Origin of the sequence: Moraxella sp., assembly GCF_024227015.1 — a bacterium.
Taxonomy (GTDB): Bacteria; Pseudomonadota; Gammaproteobacteria; order Pseudomonadales; family Moraxellaceae; genus Moraxella.
The window spans coordinates 1-847 of sequence record NZ_JAAELD010000046.1 but is presented as its reverse complement, the minus strand read 5'-3'; the positions used below and the strand labels follow the sequence as shown (position 1 = coordinate 847).

The window sequence follows — 847 nt, the reverse complement described above, 5'->3', positions numbered from 1 at the left end:
CCCTGTGGGACAGATAATTAGTGAGACTCTGCACCGTCATCACAGCCATGCAGATATTGGCAATCACAATCAATCAACACAAGCCATTATCAGCCAAACACTCACGCATGAATATGATGAACTGGGCAATCGCATTAAAACCACCCTGCCTGATGGCAAATGCTTAAATCAGTTGTATTACGGCTCAGGGCATCTGTATAACCAAAGCCTCACCGATGAACAAGGCAACATCTTTGAGATCCGCCATAGCACCACCAACAAGCTACACCAAGAGCTGACACGGCAACAAGGCGAACTGCTATCAAGCTTTGGCTATGACCCAATGGGTAGACTGGTTAAGCAGTACAGTAGCAATGACAAACATATCGTGATTGAACGCAGTTATGCCTATGATAAAGTCGGTCAACTCACCCATATCGCAAGTTCTACTCGATTGACCCAAGCGGTCGCCCATCGACCCAACCAAGTGATTGTCAATCACTATCAACGCAATCATCAGTATCAGTATGACAAGCTCGGACGCTTAACCGAGCATAAGCTCACCGATTTTAATCAGCATCAAGGGGTGCAAGAGCGATTTGCCTTTGACCCTGCGAGTAATCGGGTGCCGTTGCCTTATGCCACGCGTCAAGGACAGACAGGTCAAGGTGTTGATTCACAAGGTTTGGATGAACAAGATTTAAATGGACAAGGGATTGATGGTCGAACCAAACGTCCAACCAGTCTGATTTCTCAGGGTAAGAAGGTTGGCTATGTGTATGATAAGCATGGGCGAGTGATTCAAAAAACCATGGTGCCTGTGGATAAAGACGGCAATGAGCTAGCCCAGTCGGTAAATGGGTTGGTG

1 protein-coding gene is annotated in these 847 nt (G+C 46.9%); it reads left to right on the top strand.

Annotation, left to right across the window (positions count from 1 at the left end; translation table 11 throughout):
• Window positions 1–847: RHS repeat domain-containing protein (locus tag GY683_RS00895; RefSeq protein ID WP_367274103.1), on the top strand; the 847-nt coding region annotated here is incomplete at both ends.